Source organism: Streptomyces sp. NPDC029466 (assembly GCF_055574515.1).
Map to the genome: position 1 here is coordinate 20,857 of NZ_JBVHZH010000062.1, position 21,798 is coordinate 42,654.

Below are 21,798 nucleotides of genomic sequence, written 5' to 3' on the forward strand. Positions count from 1 at the left end.
TTGGCTGTCGCGGTCGTGCGATGCCAGCTAGCCGTGACGCGCTTGCGCTGTGGGCATGGCGCGCACTCGGTACGGCTGAAATTAGGTAGATCAGGTGAAGCGGCCGATGGAGGAGAGTGAACGCAGGGTGAACCTCGGCCATCGGCTGGGTGCGGGGGGAGAAGTGCTCGCTGACGGGTGCGAAACGGCCCGTCACCCTGTTGAATTACCAGTCGGTATGGCAGCATCCGCGCCTGAGACAAGGCGATATCGGTGCGGAACGACCGGAGGTGGCTGGTGGGGAGCCAGGGGGCACAGCAGGGCGTTCGGGACGTACGAGGCATGTGGGGGGTACGGGGCGTAAGAGGCGGCAGACTGGTGGCCTGCACCACCGTCGTCCTGTGCGCCATGGGGCTGCTCGGCGGTACGGCCACGGCCGCCTACGCCGATGACCCGAAGAACCCCTCAGCGGACGCCCGGCGGGCCGGGGACGCCGCGGCCGCCGAGGACGCCGACGCCCGGCGCCTCGACGGCGTACGCAAGAAGATCGAGGCCCTCTACCGCAAGGCCGAGCAGGCCACCGACGCCTACAACGCCGCCGAGGAGCAGGTCGGGCTCCAGCAGAAGGAGATCGTCAGGCTGGCCCGCAGCATCGACCGCACCCAGCACAAGCTGGCCGCCCTCAAGCGGCAGGCGGGCTCGCTGGCCAGCGCCCAGTACCGCGGCGGCGGGCTGCCCTCCGAGGCGAAGCTGATGCTCGACACCGACCCGGAAGGCTTTCTCGACAATGCCACCCTGGCCCGTAAGGGACAGTTCGCAGCCAAGCGTGTGATCAGCCAACTCGGGCGCCTCAAGGGTGACTTGGAGAAGTATTCGGACTCCGCGACGGATCGCTGGGAGCAGCTGGAGGCGAACCGCAAGAAGAAGGAAAGCGCCCGGCGGGACATCAAGAAAAAGATCGACGAGGCAAAGCAGCTGGAATCCCGGCTGGCTGCCAAGGAAAAGGACCGGCTGAAGAAGCTGGAGGACGCCCAGGCCTTCGCACGGCAGCAGAAGTGGCTCGACTCCGGCGTGCTGAAAGACATCAGCAACAAAGCGTCGGCGGCCGGCAAGAAAGCGATTTCCTTCGCCACCGCACAGCTCGGCAAGGACTATGTCTGGGGCGCCGAGGGTCCGGACACCTTCGACTGCTCCGGGCTGACGCTGCGCGCCTGGCAGGCCGGTGGCCACACGATTCCGCGCACCTCACAGGAGCAGTGGCGGCAGCTGCCCCGCGTCGGCCTCCGGGATATGCGGCCGGGCGATCTGATCATTTATTTCTCGGATGCCAGCCATGTCGGGATGTATCTCGGTGACGGCGCGATTGTGCATGCGCCGCGTCCCGGCCGGCAGGTGACGATCACCGGCGCCGGTTCCATGCCGATCCTCGGTGTCGTCCGCCCCGATGACGGGGACGACGGCGATGGCGCGCGTCACAACGGACGATGAATGACCGGATTTCTTGCTGTCTGAGGGTTGTCGTGGCGTAGCTGAATGCACTCAAGCGGGGTGATGTTCGTCATTCCGCATTCCGCCCTCCCCAGGTCAAATGGCTTATCGGGTGCGGCATATGACGATGGCCGATTGCCGCCGGGCATTCCATACCTCTCGGTACTGACGCTATGGTCGCCTGTCAGTGCCTGGCACGGCCCACTCATTTGACCGACGAGCGATGTGGAGCCGGGCACGGTGGCGCGCCGTCGGCGCCCCGCCGCACCCCTCGGGGGGAGGGAAGGAAGCAGACCAATGCCCGTACCCGTACCGCACCAGCGGTCGGTCGTGCTGCCGCACCAGGCAGGACCGGCGGATGACGCCTGCGCGGATACCGCGCGGGTCGCCGACGCGCCGGGCGCGGGGGACGCCACGGCCTGGGGCACGAGCGCCCCGGCACCCGCCGGCGGCCAGGAGGCGGCCCGTCCGGCCCCACAGGGCTTCCCGGAGTCCGGGCAGCCCCAGCCGGACGAGCAGCGACTTTCGGCCGATCGCGGACCGCTCCACCAGGGCCTGACCCTGCTCCTCATCGGCGAGGACCCCAACAGCCATGTCCCCGAGATGTGGGACTGGGCCGGCCGCAAGGTGCGCCTGCGGACCGCCCGCAACCTCACCGAGGCCGAGCGGCTGCTCACCGACGACGTGCACTGCATCCTGCTCGACCTGCCCCCGGCGGAGCGCACCGCCGACCGCGACACCGGCGCCCCCGGCGACGAGCTGGGCATGCTGCGCGACGTGCTGCGCATGGCGACCTCGCACGCCGTCCTCGTCCTCACCTACGAGACGGACGCCGAGCGCGCCGCCGACGCCGTCCGCGTCGGCGCCCAGGACTACCTCTTCCGCGACGAGCTGGACGGCGCGGTCCTCAGCCGCGCGGTCCGCTATGCCGTCGAACGCAAACGCGCCGACCTCGCCCAGCGCCAGCTGACCGAGTCGCGGATGCTCGCCCAGGAGAACGCCCGCCTGGAGCGCGGCCTCCTGCCCACGCCCCTGCTGGACGGCTCCGACCTCCGGTTCGCCGCCTGCTACCGCCCCGGGCGCAGCCGCGCGCTGCTCGGTGGCGACTTCTACGACACCGTCCGCACCCCGGACGGCACCGTCCACGCGATGATCGGCGATGTCTGCGGCCACGGCCCGGACGAGGCCGCCCTCGGCGTCGAGCTGCGGATCGCCTGGCGCGCGCTGACCTTCGCCGGACTCTGCGGCGACGAGCTGCTCGCCACTCTCCAGAAGGTGCTGGAGCACGAGCGCGCGGACGACGAGATCTTCGCGACGCTGTGCACCGTCGACATCTCCGCGGACGGCCGCCGCGCCGGTCTGTGCCTGGCCGGCCACCCCGCACCGCTGCTGGCCCGGGCCGGTGAGCGGCCGGACCTGCTGCCGTACGAATTCGGCGGCCCGGCGCTCGGCCTGCTCCCGAACGCCCGCTGGCCGCGCCGGCAGGTCGAGCTGGGCGGCTCATGGAGCCTGATGATGTACACCGACGGTCTGATCGAGGGCCGGATCGGCAAGGGCAATCAGCGCCTCGGCCAGGAAGGCATGACCGAGCTGGTCAGCCGCCAGATGGCGGCCGGTCTCAGCGGCGAGGAGCTGCTGGACGCGTCGGTCAGGGAGGTCCGCGATCTCAACGGCGGCGAGCTGACGGACGACGTGGCCGTCCTGCTGCTGGACCGGCGCTGACGGAGCCGCGGGCCGCCGGGAACGGGCGGCCCGGCGCCCGCCGAGGGCGGGGGCGGTCCGGTGCGGCTCAGCGCCCGCCGTTGTAGGGCCCGTACGGCCCGTCCGAGCTGGAGCCCCCGCGGCGCGGGCCGCGGCCACCGCCGGAGACCTCCCGGAGCGCCGGCCGGACGTCGACGGTGTAGACGATCACCGCGATCACGCCGATGACCGGCAGGAACGACATGATCGGCAGGATGAACAGCAGCGCCGTGGCAAGAGCGAGGAAAATCAGCCACATGCCCTTGGTCTGCTTGCTCGCCGCGCGATAGGCGTCCTCCCGCCGCACGGCCGCATCGATCAGCATCACGGCGGCATACACACCCAGGGCGAGCTGCACCCAGCTCAGAATGCTCTGGAACCCGTAAATCAGCACGCCCTGCACCGCCCGTTCGCCCGTCGTGTCGTCTCGGTCCGCTGCTGCGGCCGTCGGCCGCCCATGCGGCCCCACCGTACCCGCACAACGGACCGGGCACCTGAAGTGTGCCCGGCCCGTGCGGTCAATCGGCGCCCCCGGCGCCGGGTGAGCCGGCTCACAGCCCGCTCACGCGGTGCTCCGCGGTCACTTGGCGGACGGCGGGGTGCTCTTCTTGGCCGGCGCCGGCTTGCGCTGCGCGACGGGCTTCTTCGGCGCGGCCGGCTTGGGCTGCGTCGACGGGGTGGCCTTGGTCTCCGCCTTGGCCCCGTTGGCGGCCTGGTTCTTCGCACCGCTCTTGTTCGCGGGCTTCTGCCCCGGCTTGTGCACCGGCTCCGGCTCGATCGCCACCGCGAGGTCCTCGACCTGGTCGGCGGCCTCGCCGCGCCAGGTCGCCACGGCGCCCCGGCCGCGCTCGGCCAGCTCCTCGTAGCCCTCACGGGCGCGGACGACGGCCTCGGCGGCCCGGCCCACGCCCTGGAGCGCCAGCTCCTGCGCCTGGTCGCGGACCTTCTTGATGTCGCCGTCCAGCGACCCCAGCAGCTCGGTGAGCTTCTCCTGGGCGTCCTTGGCCTGCTTGCTGACCAGGGCCTGGACGTCCTTGGGGTCGGTGCTGCGGACGGACTCGAAGCGCTTGGGCGCCTCGGCCCGGATCTTCTCGACGAACTGCGGGACCTCGCCGAGCTTCTCGGCAGCCAGGTCGACGGTGCCGGCCAGGGCGTACAGCGGGGTCGCGTCGGTCAGGGCCTTGCGGAGGTCATCGGTGTTGATGGCCATGGCGTTGTTCCTCCTGGAAACGGAATCGGTTGCTCAGGTGGCGTGCGGGCCGCCGTCGGCCTCTGTCTCAAGGGAGTCCGTGCCGCGCCCGTCCTCATGTCCGCTCGCAGCGGTGTCCTTGCCGCCGTTCCCGAGCCCGTTCTCCTTGCGGAAGGACTCGTAGATCTGGAGCAGGACCTGCTTCTGCCGCTCGTTCAGCGCCGGGTCGGTGAGTATCGCGGTCTGCACTTCGACCCCGTCCAGACCGTGCCGCTCGTCCAGGATCCCGGCCTGGACGTACAGCGTCTCCGCGGATATCCGCAGCGCCTTGGCGAGCTGCTGAAGAATCTCCGCGCTCGGCTTGCGCAAGCCGCGCTCGATCTGGCTGAGGTACGGATTGGACACCCCGGCGGCATCCGCGAGCTGCCGCAGACTCAGCTGCGCGGTGCGCCGCTGCTCCCGCAGGAACTCGCCGAGATTGCCGACATTGAGTGATGCCATACCCCGATGGTGCCTCGCCGTGCTAACTATTGCAAGCAAGCGCTAGCAATAGTGCTCCACTCAGGTGCGGACGGGCGGGGCGGCGCGGTCGGCGAGCGGGGCGGGGGCCGTTGACTTGTTGTTTGTTTGCCGGGTGCCCAATGGGGGCGGGAACACGCCCTCTCCCGTCCATGGCGTGGCCTCCCGCCATGGCGTGGACTGTCGTGGGTCCGTTACGGCGGGCCCGGTATGGCCTGCCCCGCCGTCGGCCGGGTGCCGATGATGACCGTGGCGTAGAGCTCCTCGGAGCCGGTCACCCTGGGGACCAGCCCGTTGCGGGTGAAGGCCTCGACCGCGTGTGGGGCCTGCCGTTCGCTCGTCTCGACCAGCAGATGACCTCCTGGCGCCAGCCACCGCGGCGCGGCCGCGGTCACCCGTCGCAGCACGTCGAGCCCGTCCGCACCCCCGTCGAGCGCCACCAGCGGCTCGTACTCACGGGCCTCGGGCGGCAGCAGCCCGACCTCGCCGGTCGGCACGTAGGGCACGTTGGCCACCAGAACGTCGATACGGCCCCGGAGGCCGCCGGGCAAGGCGTCGAAGAGATCGCCCTCGTAGACCTCGCCCCCGGCGGGAGCGACATTGCGCCGGGCGCAGCGCACCGCGGCGGGCTCGATGTCCGCCGCGTGCAGCTCGATCCGGTCCAGGGCATCGGCCAGTACGGCGCCCACCGCGCCGGACCCGCAACACAGGTCGACGACGACCGGGGCCCGCCCGGTGCGGGCGCCGGCCCGGCGTCCGAGGCCGACGGCCTGGCCCACGAGGAACTCGGTACGGCGGCGCGGTACGAAGACGCCGGGGTCGACGGTGACCCGCCGGCCGTAGAACTCCGCCCAGCCGACGACATGTTCCAGGGGCAGGCCGAGGACGCGCCGCTCCACCATGGCGGCGAGTTCGCGCGCGGTACGCGCGGTGGAGAGGAGCAGCTCCGCCTCGTCCTCGGCGAAGACGCAGCCGGCGGCGCGCAGTTCGCTGATGACGGCGGAGCGGGAGTGCGGTGCGGACAGGGGTGCCGGGAGGGGCGATGAGAGCGGTGACGGGTGGGACGGCATCGGAGATGACGACATGTGAGCCTTTCGGGGCGCCGAGTGCGCTTCCCGGGTCACGTGTGTCGGAGGGTCACCCGCATCGGGTGGACCGGACGGACGTGAGCCGGGAGCACCTGCCTGGTCTGGCGGGGAATCGGTCTCACCTCCTCGGTCCGTTCACTGATGGCAGCGCCACCCTACCTGACCTGGTCCTCGGCGCCCAGACAGCCATGGTGCGGCCGGCCCTGCCTCCCTCGCCGGATGCTGCGGCGCCGCGGGGGCGTGGCGTCCGAGGCCAACTCACAATGGCTGGAAAGTACTTGCCGGATTGGAAAGTACTTGTCACGCTGAATGCAGGAAGCCGGATCAGCGAACAGGGGGAACTGGCATGGGGGAGAACGCCTCACGAGACGCGGCGGCCGCACTGGCCCGGGTGCGGGAGCTGGACTCGACGGTGCGCAAGAGCTCGACGTGGTACGTCCGGTATCAAGTGCTCTATGGCTGCGCGGCCGCGGTCATGGTGCTGTCCATCGGTCTGTTGCCCCCGCCCCATGGGGTGGCGATCGGCATCGGCCTCTGGATGGCCACCATCGCCGGGCTGTCGGTCTACGCGGTCCGGCAGCGCGTTGCCCGGCGCGGATTCGGTCGGCGGCATCTCGGCATGATCGCGGTGTGGACGCTGCTCTACCTCGCGGTGCTGTTCCCCGGTGTGAGGTGGCATCAGGGCGACGCGTCGTGGTGGGTCCCCGGCGCAGTGGTGGTGGCCCTTCCCGGGCTGATAGGCGGTTATCTGGAGGCGCGGAGGTGACCGGAACGAGTCCGCGGGCACATCCACGTCATGAACTCGACGAGGTGATTCACGCCCCGGTCCGCTTCTCCATCGTGGCGACCCTGGCGGCCGCCGAGAAGGCCGAGTTCGCCTTCGTCCGCGACACCGTCGAGGTGAGCGACTCGGTCCTGTCGCGACAGGTCGCCACCCTGGAGAAGGCCGGCTATGTAGCCGTCACCAAGGGATACGTCGGCAAGCGCCCGCGTACGTGGCTCGCCCTGACACCCGGCGGCCGCACCGCATTCGCCGCGCACTGCCAGGCCCTACGGGCGATAGCGGGAGACGGCGCCGACGGAGGCGGCTGACGGAGGACGTCGACGTCGGCGGAGCGAGGCGAAGGACGTGGCCGTCGGGAGCGCCGTACTTGCCTGCCACCTGCCTGCCACCTGCCTGCCCAGCCCCTCCCTGCCCGACCCCTCCTGCTCGCCCCCTGCCGACCCAACCCCGCCTGCCCACATCCCTGTTGACTTGGAGAGCACTCCAACTCATAGCGTCCGGGACGGGATTACGGGACAGGTCCGCCACGCGGGCCCCGGATTCAGCGCTCAGGGATCAGGGCGCTCGGGGCCGGGAGCTCGGCGCAGGTTCCGGGATTCAGATCCATCCACGGCACGTCCAGGAGGCAGCAACATCATGACCACCACGAACATCCCGACGCGTCACCTCGGTGAGCTGGCGGTCTCCGCCCAGGGGCTCGGCTGCATGGGCATGAGTCACGGCTACGGGGAGTCGGACGACGCGCAGTCGATCGCGACCATCAACCACGCGCTCGACCTCGGTGTCAGCCTCCTGGACACCTCCGACTTCTACGGCGCGGGACACAACGAGGAGCTGATCGGCCGAGCCATCGCCGGACGGCGGGACGAGGTGGTGCTGGCAACGAAGTTCGGCTTCGCCAACGCCCTCGGCGAGCCGACCGCGATCCGGGGCGACGCCGCCTACGTACGAGAGGCCTGCGACGCGTCGCTGCGCCGGCTCGGGGTCGACCACATCGACCTCTACTACCAGCACCGCGTCGACCCCGAGGTGCCGATCGAGGAGACCGTCGGCGCGATGGCCGAACTCGTCCAGGCCGGCAAGGTGCGCCACCTCGGGCTGTCCGAGGCGAGTGCGGCGACCATCCGCCGGGCGCATGCGGTGCATCCGATCGCCGCGCTCCAGAGCGAGTGGTCGCTGTGGACCCGCGATCTGGAGGACGAGATCGCCCCGGTGTGCCGTGAACTCGGCATCAGCCTGGTGCCGTTCTCGCCGCTCGGCCGCGGATTCCTCACCGGGCGCTACACCTCGGTACAGGGCCTGTCGGAGTCCGATATGCGCCGCAGCCAGCCGCGCTTCGCCGACGGCAACCTGGAGCAGAACCTGGCCATCGTGCAGAAGCTCGACGAGCTCGCCGCTGAGAAGGGCGTCAGTGCCGGCCAGCTCGCCCTGGCCTGGGTGCAGCACCGCGGAGCCGATGTCGTGCCGATCCCCGGCACCCGCCGCCAGAAGTACCTGGAAGAGAACCTCGGCGCCCTCGCGATCGAGCTGACCACCGAGGACCTCGCCGCGATCGACGCCGCCGCCCCGACCGGCCGGATAGCCGGAACGCGCTACGACGAGGTCAGCATGACGTTCGTCGGCCGGTGAGGGCTGACGGGCCTGGGGCGTGAGCGATCACGGCCGGCGGAGGCGGTCCGAGGGGGCCGACCGACCGGATCGATAGGTCGAGTCGGCAGGCCGTGTCGGTGGAGTGAATTAGCCCTGAGGGCCAGGGGGGCCGAGCCGGCAGGCCGAGCCGGCAGGCCAAGCCGATGCCTGGGGCTGAAAGACCGACGCCTGGGGCTGAGGACGTCGACGCCTGGGGCTGAGGGGGCCGACGTCCGCTGGCCTGAGTAGCCGACGCTCAGCGGGACGATGGTGTGGTTGAGGGTTACGGGCATCAGGCGCTTCCGGGGGCGTTGAGGGTGCCGTGCAGCAGGACGGCGATGAGTTCGTCGGGGGTGAGCGGCGCCTCGGCCTCCGGCGCCGGCCCCGGTGTCTGTAGCCGGGTGAAGAGCAGGGCCAAGAAGGCGGCGGCGACCTTTTCGGGGCTCAGGCGGAAGGCGGCCCGGTCGGGTTCGAGCAGCTCGATGACCGCGTTGCGCAGGGTGGTGACGGAATGCGCCCGGCCGTCCGGAGGGGGAGCTCCCTCGTCCCGGCCGTCCGGCGGGGCTTCCCCGTCCCGGCCATCCGGCGGGGCATCCTCGTCCCGGCCGTCCGGCGGGGGCGCCTCCCCGGCCCGACTGTCCGGCGGGGGCGCCTCCCCGTCCCGGCTCCCGATGCCGACACCGCGGCCCCGTCGGTGTCCCGAGGCGTGGAGGGCACCGACGACGGTGCCCATGCGTTCCATGTGGGCGCGCAGCGCCTCGGCGGCCTGGGCCAGCCGGGCGGCGAGCGGTTCGTCCAGGGAGATCGAGGCGAGCTCGCGCAGCACATGGTCGGTGCCGACCGCCTCGGCGACACAGGCGTCCAGCAGCTCGCCCTTGTCCTTGAAGGCCCGGAAGATCGTGCCTTCCCCGATGCCCGCGGCGCGGGCGATCTGGCTGGTGGTGACGGCCGCGCCGTACTCCGCCACGAGCGGCAGCGCGGCGGCCACGATCATGGCCCGTCGGTCCTCGACGCTCATACCGGGCGCACGTCGGCGAGAGGGAGGGGGTGTCATGGCGGCACAATATGGAGTGAGCACTCACTCCGTCATCGAGGCGCGCCTTCGCGCCCCGCTCCTTAGACTTCTTGCAGCGCGACAAGGCCGGTCCGACGGCCGCTGTGCAGGGGCCGTCGCCCGTACGGAAGGACGGCGCGCCATGGACTGGAAGCTCGAACTGGTACCGGTTCCGGTCACCGATGTGGAGCGGGCGAAGCGCTTCTACAGCGAGCAGATGGGCTTCGCCGTCGATCACGACATGTGCATCGGCGACGAGGCGCGCATCGTGCAGCTGACGCCGCCGGGGTCGGGCTGCTCGATCGTCATCGGCGCGGGCAGCGGCGTCATGGAGGAGAAACCAGGTTCCCTCCAGGGGCTGCAATTGGTGGTCTCCGATATCGCCGCGGCCCGTGCGCAACTGGTCGAACGGGGGGTGGCGGCCGGCCCCGTGCAGCACCTTGAGGACGGCGCGATGGCGGACGGCCCCGGCGGGGCGTGGAACTCGTTCGTCTACTTCAGCGACCCGGACGGCAATGGCTGGGCCCTCCAGGAGCGCCCCGAGAGCTGAGCGCGGCGCGCCGCGGATGGCCGTTTCGGTGGCGGGCTGGTGCCAGACCGGTATCGGTGTGCGACCGGGTGCGGGCCTCGCTGCGCGACGGACTGCTGCTGGAAATCCTCGCCGCCCGGCCAGGGAAGGCACACCCTCGGCGCTTGCCGGACTCGACGTGTCCGCCGAGGTGTTGGCGCCGCCCGCCGCCGCCCGCCGCCGCCCGCCGCCCGCCGCCCGCCGCCCAGGGCCTCGCAGGGGCCGACCTCCGAGCCGACCGGGGCCGGCCGGGCGCAACAACTCCCCTTCGATGACGGCCGGTTCGACGGCTACGTATCCCATACGGCGCTGATGCGGTGGCGTGGAGGCGGAGGGTGCCGGAAGGAGGCGTACGAGGGCTGGCGAATCCGGGTTGCCCGTCGGCGTTCCGATGCGCTTGCATTGGAACCATGTCGCGCTCGAACGGGGCCTGGAACGGGCCCGGTTGCATCGGGGCGGCGTCAACAACTCATGAGGTGGGGCGACATGGCGATGGCTGGGAGTGAGGAGCGGGTGGCACGGGCGGAGGAGGTGCTGCGGGGCTACGGGCTGTCCGAAGTGGGCTGGCGGCGGAGTCCCGGTGGGAATCTGGGGGAGCTGCTGACGGATCTCCTGGAGTGGTGTGGCGCCACGCAGCACGGCTTCGAGCGGGCGTTGGCCGCCGCCCGCGCGCAGCGCCGGGCGGAGTCTGTTGGGACGGGCGGAGACGCCACGGGCAGGGACGGCGCCGGACGTGTGGAGAGTGCCTGAGAGGTCTGGTGGTGGCTCCGGGGGCGTCCGAGTGCCACGGGCGCGCCCGGAGCCGTCGAGGGTCTGAGCGCCGCCGGGTCCTGGACGTGCGAAACGCTGGTGCTCAGGCCCCTTCCGGATGGCGCTGGGGATAGGTGGCCTCCAAGTGGGCCAGATGGGCGCGGCCCCAGTCGCCGAGAGGGGCCAGTGCCTCGTTCAGGGAGACGCCGAAGTCGGTGAGCGAGTACTCGACCTTCGGCGGCACCTGCGCAAAGTTCTCGCGGTGCACGATGCCGTCGGCCTCCAGTTCGCGCAGCTGCTGCGTCAGCACCTTCTCGCTGATCTTCGGCAACTCCCGCCGCAGCTCACCGAACCGCTGTGGGCGCTGAGCCAGCGCCCACAGCAGCAGCACCTTCCATTTGCCGCCGATCACGTCCACCGCGGCGTCCAGCCCGCATTCGTACGGTCCCTTGCGTGCGCTCATGGCGTCCCCCCTGGTCCGGTTCCTTTGCCGGGCCAAGTATCGGACGCGTACCGGCCAGGCGGGCCTCAGCCGCCGTACGGGCGGCTTGCGCGGGCCTCGCGGAGGGCCACCGCCCACCAGGTGAGCTGATGGAGCAGGGCGTCGGCGGCCTGCGCGGCCGGGGCCGGGTCGTGCAGCCGGCCCGTGTCGTCGAAGAGGTTGCCGGCGAGCGGGAAGCTCACCGTTTCGCGCACCGTCGTGGCGTGCAACTCGGCGAAGACCAGCCGCAGTTGCTCGACGGCGCGGAGGCCGCCGGAGATCCCGCCGTACGACACGAAGCCGACCGGCTTGGCCTGCCACTGGCGGTGCAGCAGGTCGATGGCGTGCTTGAGCGGGGCCGGGAAGGAGTGGTTGTACTCCGGCGTGATCACGACGAAGGCGTCCGCCTCGTCGACGCGCTTGGCGAAGGTCTCGTACTCCTCGCTGCCGTAACGGAGTTCGTACGGGCGGACGGCATCCAGGTCGATGACGTCCACGTCGATGTGCGGGTGGCCTTCGGTGTGCCGGGTGAACCAGTTCGCGATGACGGGCGCGAACCGGCCCTCCCGGGTGCTGCCGATGATCACTGCGAGGCGGTAGGGGTGCTCGGACATGCGGGGCCCTTCGTGCGTGCGGCGCGAGTCGGTGAGCGGCGGAATGCCGTCTCGACCCGACGCTAGAACCTCAAGCGAACTTGAGGTCAAGCGTTGCTGCGCCTGTGGGCGTCGGGCCTCGCCTACCGGGCCGTCCGCCGGGTCACTCCGTCCCGAACAGCTTCAGCAACTCCGCCTTCTCGAACATCCGGGCCGTGTCGATCGCCGACGGAGTGCCCGCCGTCGGGTCCGCGCCGTGTGCCATCAGGACCTTGACGACCTCGTCCTCGGCCTTGAACACCGCGCCGGCGAGCGGGGTCTGGCCGCGGTCGTTGGGGCGGTCCGCGTCGGCGCCGCGCTGCAACAGGGCCTCCACGGTGGCGGGGTGGCCGTGGTACGCCGCCAGCATCAGCAGCGAGTCGCCCTTGTCGTTCGTCAGGTTGGCGGGCACGCCCGCGTCCACGTAGGCGGCGACCGTGTCGGTGTCACCGTGCCGCGCCAGGTCGAACACCTTGGCCGCGAGCTGCAGCACCTCGGGGTCGTGCGCGTGCTCGATCGCCTCGGGCCCCTGCGGCTCGGAATTCGCGTCGCTCATGGTCGCCGGCCTCCTGCTGTTGGTGGGTGATACGTGCGTGCACCGTGTCATCGCCACTTTATGCAGGCCATCGCGGTTGCGGCAGTGGATGGCTGGGCCGCCGTACGGGTTTGCCGGTGGCTGGGCGCCGTTCGCCTATGGCTTGTGGGTGGCGGGTCGGAGGGGACGCCCGGTACCCCGTCCTCGGCGCGGGTTGCCGTGGGCTTGGGCGCGGTTCGCCTATGGCTTGTGGGTGGCGGGTCGGAGGGGACGCCCGGTACCCCGTCCTCGGCGCGGGCGACGCGGGTCCCAGAGGTTGCTCACCCCGTTGTTCGCTCCGGGTCCTGCGGGCGGCTCACCGGGCATCCCCTCCGACCTCCGTCTGTGCGCGGCTGTCCCGCCGTACGGATGGCCGTTACGGCGGTCGGTGCAGCGGCACCTCTTGGCAGGCATCTGGTCCCCGCAGGACGGGCGCGGGCCGGGCTGGGCTGTGAGGCGCGGTGCCACTGTCCGGTAGTCGGCAACGGGGGACGGTCGGAGGGGATGTACCGGGGCCCGCCCGCAGGACCGGAGCAAACACCGGGGCAATCAATCCCACGCAGCCGCGTCGCCCGCGCCGAGGACGGGTCCCGGTGCGTCCCCTCCGGCCCCCGCGGCAACCACGTAACCCGCAACGGCGCCAGCCACAACGCAGCCGCACCGAACGACGTACGGCGCCAACACAGGGGCGCGGGGAACGGCGCGCCCAGCCACCACGGCGCCGCACCAAACGACGTACGGCGAACCCCCAGGCGCGCCCAGCCACACCCCACCCGCAGACAAACCCCACCCGCAGCCAACCCCGCAACCAACCAACGACCGTCAGAACGACGCCCGAACCTCCCCCACCCGCGTACCACCGCCAAGGAGCGGCGCGTCCTCAAGGCGGGTGAGGACCGGCGCGTCGAGGCCCATGAGGCGGAGGGTGCGGGCGAGGACGGGCCCGAGGGTGCGGGTGGCGCCGTCGTCGATCTTGAACGCGAGGGCGCGGCCGTCGGGAAGAGCCAGGGCCTGCACGGCCTCGGCGCCCATCTTGGACAGGGTGCCGGGAAGGGCCTGCATCAGCCAGGTGTCGGGCCGCCGGGTGCCGGCGACGTACTCCGGGTGGGCCCGCATCGCATCCGCGACCCGCCGCTCAGGGCTGCCGGGCTCGGCCATGACGAAGTGCCGGAAGGCGCGGGCCAGCCCGGTCAGCGACAGCGAGAGCAGGGGCGCCCCGCAGCCGTCCGTGCCGACGTGGGCGACGTCCTCGCCGCTCGCGGCGCGGACCCCGTCGGCGACCAGCTGCTGCAGCGGATGGACCTCGTCGAGATACGTGGCGAGCGGCCAGCCGTTGAGCGCGCAGGCGGCCAGCATCGCGGTGTGCTTGCCCGAGCAGTTCATGGTGAGGCGGTCGCGGACCCGGCCGGAGGCGAGGTAGACCTCCGCCTCCTCGGGGTCCAGCGGCAGGTCCGCGGGCGTCTGGAGGTGGTCGGCGGTCAGGCCGTGCTCGGCCAGCATGGTCCGTACGAGGTCGAGGTGGAACGCCTCGCCCGAGTGGCTCGCGGCGGCCAGCGCCAGCCGCTCGCCGGAGAGGTCCAGGCCGGCCCGCAGCACCGCCGCGGCCTGCATCGGCTTGTTCGTGGAGCGCGGGAAGACGGGCGCGGTCACGTCGCCCAGGGCCCAGTCCACGCTGCCGTCGGCGGCGAGCACCACGAGGGAGCCCCGGTGCCGCCCCTCGACGAAGCCGGAGCGAACGACCTCGGCGAGGACGGGAGAGACGGCGGAGGAGACGGAGGAAGCGGCGGAAGCGGGGAAAGCCGGGGAAGCGGGGGACGCGGAGGAAGCGGAAGAAAGCGCGGCCGTCGGGGAATCCGGGGACATGGCGGATTCCGAGGTCGGCTCGGATATGGGGGTGGGCGAGGTCATCGTCGGCCTTCCGGGAGTGGCCTGCCCCCCAGAGGCTTGTGGCCCGGTCAGGACAGCAGGTCGTCTACTTGCGCTTCACCTTCACGGTACCTGCGGGCAATTTCGGCACTGCAATCGTCGGTGGTGCGCTGCAACGACTGACGGCGCCGGGACACCTGCTGTTCGTAGCGGATCAGCCGGCCCATCGCGTCGTGCAGCTCCTGGTCCGTACGCGCGGTGAGGTCGGACAGCTCCACCTCGCCGAGCATTTCCTCGGCGAGCCTGCGGTATTCCTCGCTGTGCGGCGTACCGAGCGTCACATGCCGGGCGGAGGAGCGGTGCCGCGACGGCAGGTCGGTCAGGATCTCCGGGAGCCGGTCCAGCAGCGGTGACTGCTGGGCGCTACGGCGGGCGATCTCGGCCCGCAGGATGTCGATCCGGCCCTGCAACAGCCGCCGCAGATAGCTCAGATCGGCCTCTTCCTGCTGGGAGTCACGCCGTACGACGCGCAGCTCGGGCAGTCCCAGGCCGGACAGATCGGGGGTGGTGGCCGGCAGGCAGCGGTCGCGCTGCTGCGGGGGGCGGGGGTGCTGCGCCTGGCCTGCCTGGAGCATGGGGCCGTCCTCGGTGCCGGGGGGCTCGACGCGAGCCGTCGCTGTGGTCGTCGTCAGGGCGGTGGGGGGTGGTGGGGTGGCGGGCGCCGGATGTGCGGGGTCGGTCGCGGGGGCGGTCGATGTCGTCCGTCCGGTCGGTGTCGTACGGGCGGTTGGTACGGGACCGGGTGTCTGTCCGGCGCCGAGAGTGCTCATGAATCGTTCCGTCCCCTCGTCCGGTGCCGCGTCCTGGGCATGTTGTCCATGAAACGCACCACGTGCACGCATCGTGCCACTCTGGGCGGTCCTTCCGCAGGGCCATGGCACCCGAACGGCCCCCGTGGGGGCACGGCTGTCCGAAGCCGGTGGGCCGCCCGGCATGATGGCGGGTATGCGAGCTGTGGTGCAAAGGGTTGACGGTGCCCGCGTCGAGGTGGCGGGCGAGACGGTCGGGGAGATCGTCGGTGAGGGGCTGTGCGTGCTGGTGGGGGTCACGCACGAGGACACGAAGGAGAAGGCGGCGCAGCTCGCCCGCAAGCTGTGGTCGGTGCGGATTCTTCAGGGCGAGAAGTCCTGCTCGGACACCGCGGCGCCGCTGCTGGTGATCAGCCAGTTCACTCTCTACGGTGACGCCCGCAAGGGCCGCCGCCCCACCTGGAACGCCGCCGCACCGGGGCCGGTCGCCGAGCCGCTGGTCGACGAGGTCGTCGCGCAGCTGCGGGCGCTGGGCGCCCAGGTGGAGACCGGCCGCTTCGGTGCGTCCATGAAGGTGTCGCTGACGAACGACGGGCCGTTCACGGTGCTGGTGGAGGTCTGAGACCGCTCCGGCGGTCAGGGCCGGGCCAGGCTTGCCCCGCGCGCCGGGGGCCCGCGCCGGAGCCGCGGGCCACTACGGCTCGACGACGACCTCCTGCGCCGCCGCCGTGCTCCCGGCCATCAACGGCGCGTCGACCGGCACGTTCCGCTTGACCAGGGCCAGCGCGATCGGACCGAGCTCGTGGTGGCGGGCCGAGGTGGTGACGAAGCCGAGCTGCCGGCCCTCCTCACCGTCCGAGGCGAGGCGGACGGGGGTGCCGTGCGGGGGCAGATGGACCTCGCTGCCGTCCAGGTGCAGAAAGACCAGCCGGCGCGGCGGCTTGCCCAGGTTGTGGACCCGGGCGACGGTCTCCTGGCCGCGGTAGCAGCCCTTCTGGAGGTGGACGGCGGTACCGATCCAGCCCAGCTCGTGCGGGATGGTGCGGTGGTCGGTCTCCAGGCCCAGCCGGGGGCGGTGGGCCTCGACGCGCAGTGCCTCCAGGGCCAGGACGCCGATCGCGGGGCCGTGTTCCGCGGCGAAGGACTCCAGGTCGGCGCGGGGCAGGAACAGGTCGCGGCCATGCGCGGTCTCGCGTACGACGGCGGTCCCGGGCACCTCGGCGATGGAGCCGGCCGGGAGGTGGACGACGGCGATCTCGTCGGTGCGGTCGGCGACCTCGACCCGGTAGAAGAACTTCATGCTCTCCAGGTAGGCGATCAGCGCCTCCTGGTTGCCGGGTTCGGTGTGCATCCAGGTCGTCTCGCCGTCGTCGACGAGGGAGACCGCATGCTCGATATGGCCGTGCGCGGACAGGATCAGCGCCTCGGTGGCATGGCCTGGCGGCAGGTCGCTGACGTGCTGGGTGAGCAGCAGATGCAGCCAGCTCAGCCGCTCGGGGCCGGTGACGGTGACCACGCCACGGTGCGAGAGGTCGACGAAGCCGGCGCCGTCGGCGAGGGCACGCTGCTCCCGGAAGAGGTCGCCGTAGTGCGCGGCGACGCCTTCGTCGGGGGCCTCGGCGGGGACGGCGCCGGGCAGCGACAGCAGGGGGCTGGCGGGTGAAGGTCGCGGCATGGGGCCAGCCTACGACTCGGGGGCGACCGCCTCAGCCGTCACCCTCGGCGGCCTTGGCACGGCAGGCCGCACAGCGCCCGAAGATCGCGAAATGCTTCATATCCGTCTCGAAGCCGAATTGTTCGCGCAGCATCGCCGTGAACGGTTCGGCCACCGACAGATCCGCCTCGATGACCTCCGTGCAGTCCCGGCAGACCAGGTGCATGTGGTGGTGGCGGTCGGCGAGGTGGTAGGTCGGGGCGCCGTGGCCGAGGTGGGCATGGCTGACCAGGCCCAGTTCTTCGAGGAGTTCCAGGGTCCGGTAGACCGTGGAGATGTTCACCCCGCCCGCCGTCTTGCGCACCTCGGTGAGGATGTCGTCCGGCGTGGCGTGCTCCAGCCTGTCCACAGCCTCCAGCACGAGCTGACGCTGCGGGGTCAGGCGGTATCCGCGCCTGCGGAGGTCGCTCTGCCAGTCGGTGGTCACCACACGGCCAGTGTAGAAGGGCGGGCGCCGGGTGTCCGTACGCCGAGGGCCAGAGCCGGACTTCGACCGGCTTCCCCCTCCCGGCGGGGCGCTGGTGGGGGAGAGCGGGACTCTCCCCCCCCCCGGGGGCCTTACGGGTTGTAGGGCGTGCCGTCCGGACGGAAGAAGGAGACGCCGTCCGGCATGTCGTCGGGCAGGCTCTCCGCCCACTCCTTGAGGTCGGCGACCTTCTTCAGATGCGCGGACATGTACGGCCGCAGCGGGACGTCCGGGGTGGACTTCTCGCCGACCCACATCAGGTCGCTGTTGACGTAGCCGTAGAGCCGCTTGCCGCCGCTGTACGGGCCGGAGGCGGCGGTGCGCGCGATGGCGTCGGTGGCCAGGTCGATCTGCGGCTTCTGGTCGGCCAGCTCGCCGTACCAGACCTCCACCACGCCCTGGTCGCGGCACATCACGATCTCGACCTTGCGGTCCGCGTCGATGCGCCAGTAGCCGCTCTCGGACTCCAGCGGGCGGACCTTCTTGCCTTCGGCGTCGAGCACCCAGCTGTGCGAGGTGTACTCCAGGAAGTCACGGCCGTCGTGGCTGAAGGTGACCTCCTGCCCGAAGTTGCACTTCTCGGTACCGGGGAAGTCGGCGACGCCGGCGCCCTCCCAGTTGCCGAGGAGGAAGGCGAGCGGCACCAGGGCCGGGTTCAGGTCGGACGGGATCTCGATCATGAGAGCTCAGACGATCTATAGAGAGGGGAACCGCCGGGGGCGCGGGCGGCGCTCCGGCGAGGGGTGGTGGTGACAGGCGCGCTCAGCGCTGGCCCTGGTACAGCTTCTTCCAGGTCAGACCGGCGAACGCGACGACGGCGACGCCGACCAGGACCAGCAGGGTGGTGAAGAATGCCTCAAGCACGAGCGCGCCCCTTGACGAGTGAGGGTGTAACGGACCGCCTGCGAGTCTAGTCGGCGGCGGTGACAGCGGCGCTGTGAGGTCCGCCGCGCCTACTCTTGCCTCATGGCGAAGAAGCTCGTGATCAAGGTGACGGCGGGCGCGGACGCGCCCGAGCGGTGCTCGCAGGCGTTCACGGTGGCGGCGGTGGCGGTGGCCAGCGGCGTCGAGGTGTCCCTGTGGCTGACCGGGGAGTCGGTGTGGTTCGCGCTGCCGGGGCGGGCGGCGGAGTTCGAGCTGCCGCATGCGGCGCCGCTGCCGGAGCTGATCGACGGTATCCGCGCGGGCGGCGGGGCGATCACGGTCTGCACCCAGTGCGCGGCGCGGCGGGACATCGAGCAGAAGGATCTGATCGAGGGGGCCGGGATCGCCGGTGCCCAGGTGTTCGTCAGCGAGATCATGCCGGACGACGTCCAGGCGCTGGTGTACTGAGCGTCCGCACCGTGGCGGGTCCGGCCTACTGCGGGTGCTTGTCGTCGCCCCGGTCGTCCAGCTCCCGCCACCAGCGGTCGGACTCGGGGTCGCCGGACTCGTCCCACCAGCGCTCGCCGGGCTCGCGCCGGTTGCCGATGACGGCCGCGACGGGCGGGATGACCATGGCGACGACGCACATGCCCACCGCGGCCGGGACCGACCACAGCCGCACCACGCCCCAGGCCAGGACGAACAGCACCAGGCACACGCCCATCAGGACGAAATACCTGCGGTGACGGCGCTCTGCGGGCGACCGGCGGTGCGCGTCCATGACTCCACGGTAAGTCCGTGCGGGGCCGGACAGAAGTCGGGGCGGCCCCGCCACCGGCCGCGCACGGCACGGAGGGCCGCACCCCCAGCCAAGGCGTCCAAACCCCTGGGGTGCGGCCCTCCGGCCGTACGGACGGTGGCGGCGGAATCCGGGTGGCCCCGGGCCGCCGCCACACGCGGTGCCGTCAGACGGCGATGGCGACCTCCGCCAGGCCGCCCTTCTGGGCGACGACGGTGCGGTCCGCGGTGCCGCCCGGGACGAGCGCGCGCAGCGTCCAGGTGCCCTCGGCCGCGTAGAAGCGGAACTGTCCGGTCGCGGAGGTGGGGACCTCGGCGGTGAACTCGCCGGTGCTGTCCAGGAGTCGGACGTAACCGGTGACGGGCTCGCCGTCGCGGGTCACGCTGCCCTGGATCGTGGTCTCACCGGGCTTGATGGTCGAGGCGTCCGGGCCGCCTGCCTGTGCTCCACACATAGGTACTTCCTTGAGGGGTTCGGGGGAGGGAAGAAGCGTGCTCGCTTACTTGGCGGCGCCGAGCTCGATCGGCACGCCGACCAGCGAGCCGTACTCGGTCCAGGAGCCGTCGTAGTTCTTGACGTTGGTCTGGCCGAGCAGCTCGTGCAGGACGAACCAGGTCAGCGCGGAGCGCTCACCGATGCGGCAGTAGGCGATGGTGTCCTTGGCGAGGTCGACGGACTCACCCTCGTAGAGGGCCTTGAGCTCGTCGTCCGACTTGAAGGTGCCGTCGTCGTTGGCGTTCTTCGACCACGGGATGTTGCGGGCGCTGGGCACGTGGCCGGGGCGCTGCGACTGCTCCTGCGGGAGGTGCGCCGGGGCGAGCAGCTTGCCGCTGAACTCGTCGGGGGAGCGCACGTCGACCAGGTTGAGGTTGTCGATCGCGGCGACGACGTCGTCACGGAAGGCGCGGATGGCGGTGTTCTGGGCCTTGGCCTGGTACTCGGTGGCCGGGCGCTGCGGAACCTCGGAGCCGTCGACCAGGTCGCGGGAGTCCAGCTCCCACTTCTTGCGGCCGCCGTCGAGCAGCTTGACGCTGTCGTGGCCGTAGAGCTTGAAGTACCAGTAGGCGTAGGAGGCGAACCAGTTGTTGTTGCCGCCGTAGAGGACGACGGTGTCGTCGTTGGCGATGCCCTTGGCCGAGAGCAGCTTCTCGAAGCCGGCCTGGTCGACGAAGTCCCGGCGGACCGGGTCCTGGAGGTCCTGCTTCCAGTCGATCCGGACGGCGTTCTTGATGTGGTTCTTGTCGTAGGCCGAGGTGTCCTCGTCAACCTCGACGAGAACCACCTTCGGGTCCTCAAGGTGGGCCTCGACCCAGTCGGCGTCTACGAGGACGTCGCTACGGCTCATGATTCTTCTCCTCCGGGGCAGTTGCGGGGGGCAGTGGCAGAGTTGCACGCGGGTATGCCGGGTGCGCGCCGTGGACTTCCGGGCGGCCCGTGTCGGGTGTACGGGGCCGGCGTGGCGCTGTGCGGGGACATACGGGGAACGGCCGAGGGGGCCGGCCGGGCGACGGGGAAACCCCTGCTCCTGAAGGAGCTCGGGAGAGGGTGCGACAGCCCGTCAGGCAGGGCGACAGAGCATGGCGGCGACGCGGCACAGGTCTACTGCCCGCCGCTTCGTCAGTACCGCCCGTCCCCGCGGACGGAGACCGCTCAATGAGCTCTGCATGGCACCGATCGTAGGGACGCGGAGCGGCGCATGTCACCGGCGTGTCGAATAATGAGACGCGTTTGTCCGTAATGCGGGATGGGAGGGCGTGCGGCGTGGTCCCGCACGGGCTCCGGGCGGCCGTACGCCCGTGGGGGGTCTGGCGTACGGACCGGGGTGTCTCAGGAAATGGACGGTGTCCGGATCGGCCCGGCGGACCGGTGGGGCGGTCCGCCGGGGCGTCAGGTCAGCCGGGAAGCTTGACGTTCTTGCCGGAGGCGGAGATCGACAGGCCCTCGGCCATCGTCACGACCTTGTCCAGCTTCAGGTTGCCGGGCAGCTGGTCCAGCTTCCAGTCGTGGTCGGTCTGGGCCCGCACCTTCGCCTCACAGCCGGGCAGGGCCCGGCACATCCCGGGGAGTCCGTCGGCCCGCAGCCGGACGGTGTCGCCGCCCACGATGGTGATGGAGCCGGTCACCTCCAGCGAGCTGAGGACCGGGATTTTCGGCGAGATCTTGACCTGGCTGCGGCCGTCCTTCTGCCCGCCGAAGCTGATCTTGACGCCGCCGCCCGCCGCCTTCGTCAGGTCGGCGTAGGTGATCCGGGCGTTGCCGGTGGCCGAGGCGGCGCTCTCGATGGAGGTGTAGTCGCTGGTCAGCCCGACGTCGAAGAAGTGCGCCGACAGCTGGTCGATGCGCAGCGCGCGCCCCTGGGCACGGGCCTCGATGCCCCCGAGATCGGCGTCCACCTCCTGGAGGCTGCGGCCCGCGACCTGGGTCAGAAACGGGAAGCCCTTGATGGCGACGGTCGGGGTCCGGTCCAGCCCCTGGCTGCCGCGGATCTTCTCCGCGGCCTTGTCCTCGGCGAGCCCCACGGCCACCCGGTCGGCGGCCACGAACAGCCCCCCGAGTATGACCACGAGGATCAACAGCACGCGTAGTGCACGCATCGAACCACTACCCCCACACTGGGCCGGATTACGGCCGACTCGTCCATGCAGGCCCCCTGCCTGCGCTCCGGGGGAGCCTAGACGACGGTCTCCGGCAAACGGGAGCGGGGGGGGGGGGGGGGGGGGGGGGGGGGGGGGGGGGGGGGGGGGGGGGGGGGGGGGGTTTTTGGGGGGGGTGGGTGGTTTTTTTTCGTGCCTACACCACCCCCCA

General features: G+C 71.3%; 27 protein-coding genes. 9 read left to right on the forward strand and 18 right to left on the reverse strand.

All coding sequences use genetic code 11. The features are described from left to right. Positions 1 to 357 precede the first annotated feature (357 nt). Together ACZ4XD_RS33440 and ACZ4XD_RS33445 are read left to right on the forward strand one after the other, a co-directional pair. The gene (locus ACZ4XD_RS33440) at positions 358 to 1,467 is read left to right on the forward strand and encodes a C40 family peptidase (RefSeq protein ID WP_468048410.1); all 1,110 of its coding nucleotides are present in this window, start codon (positions 358 to 360) and stop codon (positions 1,465 to 1,467) included. A gap of 297 nt (positions 1,468 to 1,764) precedes the next feature. Beyond that, a complete protein-coding gene (locus ACZ4XD_RS33445) occupies positions 1,765 to 3,189 on the forward strand; it encodes a PP2C family protein-serine/threonine phosphatase (RefSeq protein WP_468048412.1) in 1,425 nt (474 codons plus the stop codon). Positions 3,190 to 3,256: 67 nt separating this feature from the next. Here ACZ4XD_RS33445 and ACZ4XD_RS33450 read toward each other — a convergent pair whose 3' ends face one another. The 4 genes from ACZ4XD_RS33450 to ACZ4XD_RS33465 form a co-directional block, all read right to left on the reverse strand. Continuing rightward, positions 3,257 to 3,601, reverse strand: a complete 345-nt coding sequence (locus tag ACZ4XD_RS33450) for a DUF2516 family protein (protein ID WP_018093407.1) — start codon at positions 3,599 to 3,601, stop codon at positions 3,257 to 3,259. Between the two features lie 186 nt (positions 3,602 to 3,787). Continuing rightward, entirely contained in the window at positions 3,788 to 4,417 is a 630-nt protein-coding gene (locus ACZ4XD_RS33455; RefSeq protein WP_468048414.1) for a hypothetical protein, read from the reverse strand. A gap of 33 nt (positions 4,418 to 4,450) precedes the next feature. Further along, positions 4,451 to 4,897, reverse strand: coding sequence for a helix-turn-helix domain-containing protein (locus tag ACZ4XD_RS33460; protein WP_468048416.1), 447 nt, complete (start codon positions 4,895 to 4,897; stop codon positions 4,451 to 4,453). Between the two features lie 212 nt (positions 4,898 to 5,109). Further along, entirely contained in the window at positions 5,110 to 6,000 is an 891-nt protein-coding gene (locus ACZ4XD_RS33465; protein ID WP_468048418.1) for a putative protein N(5)-glutamine methyltransferase, read from the reverse strand. 349 nt (positions 6,001 to 6,349) lie between these two features. Here ACZ4XD_RS33465 and ACZ4XD_RS33470 point away from each other — a divergent pair, with 349 nt between their 5' ends. The 3 genes from ACZ4XD_RS33470 (at position 6,350) to ACZ4XD_RS33480 (ending at position 8,416) form a co-directional block, all read left to right on the forward strand. Beyond that, positions 6,350 to 6,769, forward strand: coding sequence for a hypothetical protein (locus ACZ4XD_RS33470; RefSeq protein WP_468048421.1), 420 nt, complete (start codon positions 6,350 to 6,352; stop codon positions 6,767 to 6,769). Further along, complete coding sequence (locus ACZ4XD_RS33475; RefSeq protein WP_468048423.1) at positions 6,766 to 7,095, forward strand: winged helix-turn-helix domain-containing protein; 330 nt, start codon at positions 6,766 to 6,768, stop codon at positions 7,093 to 7,095. The genes ACZ4XD_RS33470 and ACZ4XD_RS33475 overlap by 4 nt, the downstream gene beginning before the upstream one ends. A 328-nt stretch (positions 7,096 to 7,423) precedes the next feature. Continuing rightward, positions 7,424 to 8,416: an aldo/keto reductase gene (locus ACZ4XD_RS33480; protein WP_468048425.1), complete on the forward strand. Its 993-nt coding sequence runs from the start codon at positions 7,424 to 7,426 to the stop codon at positions 8,414 to 8,416. Between the two features lie 292 nt (positions 8,417 to 8,708). On the opposite strand, the gene ACZ4XD_RS33485 is transcribed toward ACZ4XD_RS33480, so the two are convergent. Further along, a complete protein-coding gene (locus ACZ4XD_RS33485; protein WP_468048465.1) occupies positions 8,709 to 9,410 on the reverse strand; it encodes a helix-turn-helix domain-containing protein in 702 nt (233 codons plus the stop codon). Positions 9,411 to 9,612: 202 nt separating this feature from the next. Here ACZ4XD_RS33485 and ACZ4XD_RS33490 point away from each other — a divergent pair, with 202 nt between their 5' ends. Further along, entirely contained in the window at positions 9,613 to 10,020 is a 408-nt protein-coding gene (locus ACZ4XD_RS33490; protein WP_468048427.1) for a VOC family protein, read from the forward strand. 504 nt (positions 10,021 to 10,524) lie between these two features. Further along, positions 10,525 to 10,788, forward strand: a complete 264-nt coding sequence (locus ACZ4XD_RS33495) for a hypothetical protein (protein ID WP_468048429.1) — start codon at positions 10,525 to 10,527, stop codon at positions 10,786 to 10,788. A 103-nt stretch (positions 10,789 to 10,891) separates the two neighbouring features. On the opposite strand, the gene ACZ4XD_RS33500 is transcribed toward ACZ4XD_RS33495, so the two are convergent. The 5 genes from ACZ4XD_RS33500 to ACZ4XD_RS33520 form a co-directional block, all read right to left on the reverse strand. Next, positions 10,892 to 11,251: a winged helix-turn-helix transcriptional regulator gene (locus ACZ4XD_RS33500; protein ID WP_468048431.1), complete on the reverse strand. Its 360-nt coding sequence runs from the start codon at positions 11,249 to 11,251 to the stop codon at positions 10,892 to 10,894. Between the two features lie 65 nt (positions 11,252 to 11,316). Then, complete coding sequence (locus tag ACZ4XD_RS33505) at positions 11,317 to 11,883, reverse strand: NADPH-dependent FMN reductase (RefSeq protein WP_468048433.1); 567 nt, start codon at positions 11,881 to 11,883, stop codon at positions 11,317 to 11,319. Positions 11,884 to 12,025: 142 nt separating this feature from the next. Beyond that, the gene (locus ACZ4XD_RS33510) at positions 12,026 to 12,457 is read right to left on the reverse strand and encodes an ankyrin repeat domain-containing protein (protein ID WP_468048436.1); all 432 of its coding nucleotides are present in this window, start codon (positions 12,455 to 12,457) and stop codon (positions 12,026 to 12,028) included. An 840-nt stretch (positions 12,458 to 13,297) separates the two neighbouring features. After that, positions 13,298 to 14,383 carry an asparaginase gene (locus ACZ4XD_RS33515; protein ID WP_468048438.1) on the reverse strand — a complete coding sequence of 362 codons (1,086 nt, stop codon included), beginning with the start codon at positions 14,381 to 14,383 and terminating at the stop codon, positions 13,298 to 13,300. Between the two features lie 47 nt (positions 14,384 to 14,430). Beyond that, positions 14,431 to 14,976, reverse strand: a complete 546-nt coding sequence (locus ACZ4XD_RS33520; RefSeq protein WP_398835809.1) for an RsiG family protein — start codon at positions 14,974 to 14,976, stop codon at positions 14,431 to 14,433. A 370-nt stretch (positions 14,977 to 15,346) separates the two neighbouring features. Here ACZ4XD_RS33520 and dtd point away from each other — a divergent pair, with 370 nt between their 5' ends. Next, positions 15,347 to 15,772, forward strand: a complete 426-nt coding sequence (dtd, locus tag ACZ4XD_RS33525) for a D-aminoacyl-tRNA deacylase (protein WP_042146934.1) — start codon at positions 15,347 to 15,349, stop codon at positions 15,770 to 15,772. A 72-nt stretch (positions 15,773 to 15,844) separates the two neighbouring features. Here dtd and ygfZ read toward each other — a convergent pair whose 3' ends face one another. The 3 genes from ygfZ to ACZ4XD_RS33540 all read right to left on the reverse strand — a co-directional run bounded on the left by ygfZ (position 15,845) and on the right by ACZ4XD_RS33540 (position 18,010). After that, positions 15,845 to 16,825 (reverse strand): CAF17-like 4Fe-4S cluster assembly/insertion protein YgfZ, encoded by a 981-nt coding sequence (gene ygfZ / locus ACZ4XD_RS33530; RefSeq protein WP_468048441.1) that lies wholly within the window; start codon positions 16,823 to 16,825, stop codon positions 15,845 to 15,847. A gap of 31 nt (positions 16,826 to 16,856) precedes the next feature. Next, positions 16,857 to 17,294, reverse strand: coding sequence for a Fur family transcriptional regulator (locus tag ACZ4XD_RS33535; RefSeq protein ID WP_018089712.1), 438 nt, complete (start codon positions 17,292 to 17,294; stop codon positions 16,857 to 16,859). Between the two features lie 128 nt (positions 17,295 to 17,422). Continuing rightward, entirely contained in the window at positions 17,423 to 18,010 is a 588-nt protein-coding gene (locus ACZ4XD_RS33540; RefSeq protein WP_468048444.1) for a heme-binding beta-barrel domain-containing protein, read from the reverse strand. A gap of 286 nt (positions 18,011 to 18,296) precedes the next feature. Here ACZ4XD_RS33540 and ACZ4XD_RS33545 point away from each other — a divergent pair, with 286 nt between their 5' ends. Next, entirely contained in the window at positions 18,297 to 18,662 is a 366-nt protein-coding gene (locus ACZ4XD_RS33545) for a DsrE family protein (RefSeq protein WP_033266312.1), read from the forward strand. A 25-nt stretch (positions 18,663 to 18,687) separates the two neighbouring features. Here the strand turns inward: ACZ4XD_RS33545 and ACZ4XD_RS33550 are convergent, their stop codons facing one another. From ACZ4XD_RS33550 to ACZ4XD_RS33570, 5 genes are all read right to left on the reverse strand, one after another. Then, entirely contained in the window at positions 18,688 to 18,975 is a 288-nt protein-coding gene (locus ACZ4XD_RS33550) for a DUF3099 domain-containing protein (RefSeq protein WP_468048447.1), read from the reverse strand. Positions 18,976 to 19,159: 184 nt separating this feature from the next. Then, positions 19,160 to 19,447: a DUF1416 domain-containing protein gene (locus ACZ4XD_RS33555; RefSeq protein ID WP_006603933.1), complete on the reverse strand. Its 288-nt coding sequence runs from the start codon at positions 19,445 to 19,447 to the stop codon at positions 19,160 to 19,162. Positions 19,448 to 19,492: 45 nt separating this feature from the next. Beyond that, positions 19,493 to 20,338, reverse strand: coding sequence for a sulfurtransferase (locus tag ACZ4XD_RS33560; protein WP_388197620.1), 846 nt, complete (start codon positions 20,336 to 20,338; stop codon positions 19,493 to 19,495). 213 nt (positions 20,339 to 20,551) lie between these two features. Continuing rightward, the gene (locus ACZ4XD_RS33565) at positions 20,552 to 20,659 is read right to left on the reverse strand and encodes a putative leader peptide (RefSeq protein WP_360054210.1); all 108 of its coding nucleotides are present in this window, start codon (positions 20,657 to 20,659) and stop codon (positions 20,552 to 20,554) included. A 226-nt stretch (positions 20,660 to 20,885) separates the two neighbouring features. After that, positions 20,886 to 21,587, reverse strand: a complete 702-nt coding sequence (locus ACZ4XD_RS33570) for an LmeA family phospholipid-binding protein (RefSeq protein WP_468048455.1) — start codon at positions 21,585 to 21,587, stop codon at positions 20,886 to 20,888. Positions 21,588 to 21,798 lie beyond the last annotated feature (211 nt).